The following is a 4,459-nucleotide window of genomic DNA, read 5'->3' as shown; positions in this document are numbered from 1 at the left end:
ACGTCACCCTTTTGCCGCGCCGGGACATCCACATCCATTCTGATGGCTTGGTGAAAAAGGGGGAAGGCAGCGCCGGTTACGCTAGTCCTGCCGGCAGGCGGTTCGCAAGGGATTTTTGGTCACATGGCGGGCACAACGACTGAGTTCACACGGTCACACGGCGGCCGCAGCGGGTTTGGCGGGCACAACGACTGAGTTCACACGGCGAACACGGCGAGCCACGGCGACCACGGCGGAAAGAGGGGGAAGGGAAAAGAGTTCGGAGTTCGGAGTTCGGAGCTCAGAGGCGTCGTCGAACCAGGTCCGATCTTCCCCGAAGGTCGCGCTCACCCGGCGGGAAAACCGAATCATCCGCAGAACACGCAGAAGAACGCAGAAAAGAGAAAACATCCACAGATTACACAGATTAAGGGAACCTGGCGGTAACTCTAAGGTTGACACTCGCACCCCCCATGCTGCCGCTCCGAACTCCGAACTCTTTTCCCTTCCCCCTCTTTCCGCCGTGTTCGCCGTGGCTCGCCGTGTTCGCCGTGTGAACTCAGTCGTTGTGCCCGCCAAACCCGCTGCGGCCGCCGTGTGACCGAACCCCGACCTTCTTTATTTGTAACAGTTTTTTCGGTTGTGGAATTCGTGGTGCCCATTCCCACTGCCCGTCTGCGGCATTCCTCGGGTCATGGCGTTCGTGGCATTCTGAACAGGAATGATTGAGACGCGGTACGTTTGGGCCAATGGGGTGCGAACTTTTGTGCAGGTTGCCGGTTCGGGTGAGCCGATCATCTTTATCCATGGCGCTTTGCTCAACTCGTTTTTGTGGCGTCCGCAGCTCGATTACTTTGGCGCAACCAACCTGTGCGTCAGCTACGACCTGCGTGGTCACGGCCAAACCGGCCCCAGCTCGGAGATTGACTACACGACGTCTCTTTTCGCCCGGGATCTGCGGGCCCTGCTGGATGCGTTGCGCCTGGGCGAGGTGACGTTATGCGGGCTTTCCCTGGGCGGGATGATCGCGCAAACGTTCACGGAGTTGTATCCCCAACGGGTGCGGTCCCTGGTCTTGTGCGACACGGCCTTCTCCACCTTTGCCGGCACCGTTGAAATGCTTCTGAATGCCGTCGTCGGCGTCGTGACCCCTTCGGCGATTCGGACGTTGGGCGCCGCGAACTTTTGTGCATTAAACCACTGGCTTAACCGCCTGAGCGGCCAAGGGGGCTGGGTCAGCCAGACCCTGGCCGGCAAATTGTACGCGGGCCGGGCGTCGGCGGGCGTGCCCGGTGAGGAAATGATCAAAGTTTACCGGTCCGTGCTGGCGTTCCGCGGGGGTCGCCTTAACGGGTTCACCGGTCCTGCGTTGTTGATCAACGGTGCCAGCGACAGCCCGCTGATCCTGCGCCAGGCGCGGCTCCTGCAACACGAGCTTCCGCACGCCGAATACCGGATCGTCCCGCGGGCGGGTCACCTGGCAAATCTGGATAATCCTTCCGAGTTCAATCGAATGCTCGACCGGTTCCTGATGCGAACCGCAACCGATGCGGTCAGGCGGGTTGAACTGGACCCAAACGGGGCCGGTACAAACGGTTGTCAGCTGCCGGATCGCTCCACCACGACGATACAGACGTCGTCCTCAAAGTCCTGCCTGGAGGAAAATCGGCAAACGTCCTCTACGAGAGCTGAAAACAGTTGTTCGGCCGGGAACGTAGCGAAGCGCTGCAAGCTGCTGATCAGAGCGTTGCGTCCAAACTCTTTTCCGTCGAGGGATTCCACCTCATAAAGCCCGTCGGTGAAGAGCACGATCGAGTGGTTTTGCTCGAAAGGACAGGTGAACACCGGGTACGTGACCTCGTCAAACAGGCCCAATGCCGGTCCCATCTTTAGCCTTTCTTTGGTGATCAGTTCAGCCGTGCCCGCGGACCGATGGATCCGCACCGGAATCGGGTGTGCGGCGTTGGCAAACTGCACTTCCTCACTTGCCGCGTCGAGGATCATGTAGAAGGCCGTCGCGACAAAAGGCTCCTCGACCCGTTCGAGGATGGCGCGAAGGCGCAGGTTCAACGCGCTGAGAAAACGCGAGGCATTGAGCATGACCGGTCGCAGTTCCTCAAGCAAAGTTCGGATGATGGCGGTAATGAGCGCCGCCCGCAGACCGTGCCCCATCACATCACAGATAAAGACGCCGGCCCGGTTCTGTGACAGCGGAAAAACGTCGAAAAAATCGCCCCCGACCGCCGCTGCCGGCCGATAATAGTGCGCGAAACTGAAAGGAGGGTGACCGGACACGCCGTACCCGTTGACGGTCGGGAACTCACGCGGCAAAAGGGCGAGCTGAACCTCGCGCGCCATGCGGAGATCGGCTTCAAGCTGCGCATTCCTGGCTTCAAGTTCGGCCGTCAGCATCCGCAGCCGGTTTCGTTCTTCCTCCAACGCGTCCTGCAATTTCTTAACGGCCGTGAAGTCCCTGTTGATGCCGGCAATGCCGATGACTTCACCCCGGGAATTCCTCAGAGGCAGTTTGGTCGTGTAATCCCAGGTTACCTGGCCGTCCGGGTGGACGAGCCGCTCGATTTTACCGATGAGCGGTTGCCCGGTCTCCATGATGCGCCGCTCATCTTCCGCCGTGCCTCGGGCCGTCTGTTCCGACCAGAACTCAAAGTCGCTTTTACCGATGAGGTCGTCGGCATCCCTTGCGCCCATGAACTCGGCAACCGCCCGGCTGACGCAGATGAACCGGCCTTGGGTGTCTTTGAAATAAATCTGGTCTGGGGTATTCTCGAGAAGAAATCGGAAAAGGTCCTGGCCGAGTGCGATATCGTCCATATCACGGGGAATGGATTTTGGGGCAGCTTCGGGCGACCTTACCTTGCCGGCGCGAAATGATCACGTGGAATCGTAGACGATGACCCCAGCCTTTTTGTTCGCAACCGGCGTCGAGAACAGTAATCCGACGATTAAGAATGGCCGCGTGCGCGTGGACGAGATGGCCAGATGCGGCCACTACGCGTGCTGGCGCGACGATTTCGAGTGCGTGCGGCAGCTCGGTATCCGCTTCCTGCGTTACGGTCCGCCGCTGTACCGCACCCACCTCGGGCCGGACCGCTACGATTGGGCCTTTGCCTATGAAACGTTCACCGAACTCTACCGATGCGGGATCACCCCGATCGTCGATCTCTGCCACTTTGGCGTGCCGGACTGGATCGGTGACTTCCAGAACCCCGATTTCCCCGCCCAGTTCGCGCAGTACGCGGGCGCGTTTGCCCGGCGTTTCCCTTGGATCCAGCTCTACACGCCGGTAAACGAAATGTTTATCTGCGCGCTCTTCTCCGCCCGCTACGGCTGGTGGAACGAACAGTTGGCCGATGATCGCTCATTCGTCACCGCGCTCAAACACATCGTCAAAGCCAACGTGCTCGCGATGCACGCCATTCTCAAGGTAAAGCCCGACGCGCTCTTCATCCAGAGCGAGTCGAGCGAGTATTTCCATGCCGAAAATCCGCAGGCCATCAAGCCGGCGGAAATCCTGAACGCCAAGCGCTTCCTTTCTCTCGACCTCAATTACGGCCGGCGCGTCGACAGCGGGATGTATGAGTTCCTCATGGATAACGGGATGACCCGCGACGAATACCATTTTTTCCTGAAACATAACCTCCGGCATTATTGCATCCTCGGAAACGACTATTATGTGACCAACGAGCATCGCGTGGCGCACGACGGCAGTACCCGCCCGTCCGGCGAAGTTTTCGGTTACTGCGAAATCACGCGCCAATACTACCGGCGCTACCGGCTCCCGGTGATGCACACCGAGACCAACATCAGCCAGGGACCACAAGGCGACGAAGCGGTCCAATGGCTCTGGAAAGAATGGGCCAACGTGCTGCGCCTGCGCAATGACGGCGTTCCCATCGTCGGGTTCACCTGGTACTCGATTACGGACCAGGTGGACTGGGACAGTGCTTTGCGCGAGGATCGAGGCAACGTTAATCCGGTCGGGCTGTTCGACCTTGACCGCAATATCCGGCCGGTAGGCGAAACTTACCGGCAACTGATTGCAAGTTGGCGCGATGTGTTGCCCACCCAAAGCCTGTGCCTGACGGTGCCGCTGCAGACGCCGGGCGAAGGCTTCGGGCGCGCCGGCTTTCCTGCCGGCGAAACGCCCCCGGAAAACCTTCAGGAAGGCGAGCCGCTCTCGCAGATAGGGTGAACCCGCGCGCGCGCGCCGGGAATGGAATCCATGGTTCCGGCGGTGAAACCGCCATTTCGTCATCGAAAAACGCCCTATACGGGTCGGAAGCTGAGTGCTACAGAATCAGCAACTGTATGGGAGATTACCAAGGCCGCAGAAATAACCGGCGCCGGAAGGCGCGCTTTATCAAGGATCAACGGGTTAAGGCCGCTGCCGCCCTGAAACAGACGCCGCCTCCGCCTCAGGTGCCTGACGAACCAAAGCCGGAATCGAGCGGTTCCACCT

At 59.8% G+C, this 4,459-nt stretch carries 2 protein-coding genes; one reads left to right on the top strand and one right to left on the bottom strand.

All coding sequences use genetic code 11. The features are described from left to right. Positions 1 to 1,578: 1,578 nt before the first annotated feature. Positions 1,579 to 2,811: a SpoIIE family protein phosphatase gene (locus JO015_21190; GenBank protein ID MBW0001619.1), complete on the bottom strand. Its 1,233-nt coding sequence runs from the start codon at positions 2,809 to 2,811 to the stop codon at positions 1,579 to 1,581. A 79-nt stretch (positions 2,812 to 2,890) separates the two neighbouring features. Here JO015_21190 and JO015_21185 point away from each other — a divergent pair, with 79 nt between their 5' ends. Then, positions 2,891 to 4,192 (top strand): family 1 glycosylhydrolase, encoded by a 1,302-nt coding sequence (locus JO015_21185; protein ID MBW0001618.1) that lies wholly within the window; start codon positions 2,891 to 2,893, stop codon positions 4,190 to 4,192. Positions 4,193 to 4,459: the final 267 nt, after the last annotated feature.

The organism is Verrucomicrobiota bacterium (assembly GCA_019247695.1).
Taxonomy (GTDB): Bacteria; Verrucomicrobiota; Verrucomicrobiia; order Chthoniobacterales; family JAFAMB01; genus JAFBAP01.
This window is presented reverse-complemented; position numbering and strand designations above follow the sequence as displayed.

What these genes read in the sequence shown, in the direction of transcription:
- JO015_21185 (MBW0001618.1), top strand. Translation starts at nt 2,891, where the DNA reads ATGACCCCAGCCTTTTTGTTCGCAACCGGCGTCGAGAACAGTAATCCG.
- JO015_21190 (MBW0001619.1), bottom strand. Translation starts at nt 2,811, where the DNA reads ATGGACGATATCGCACTCGGCCAGGACCTTTTCCGATTTCTTCTCGAG.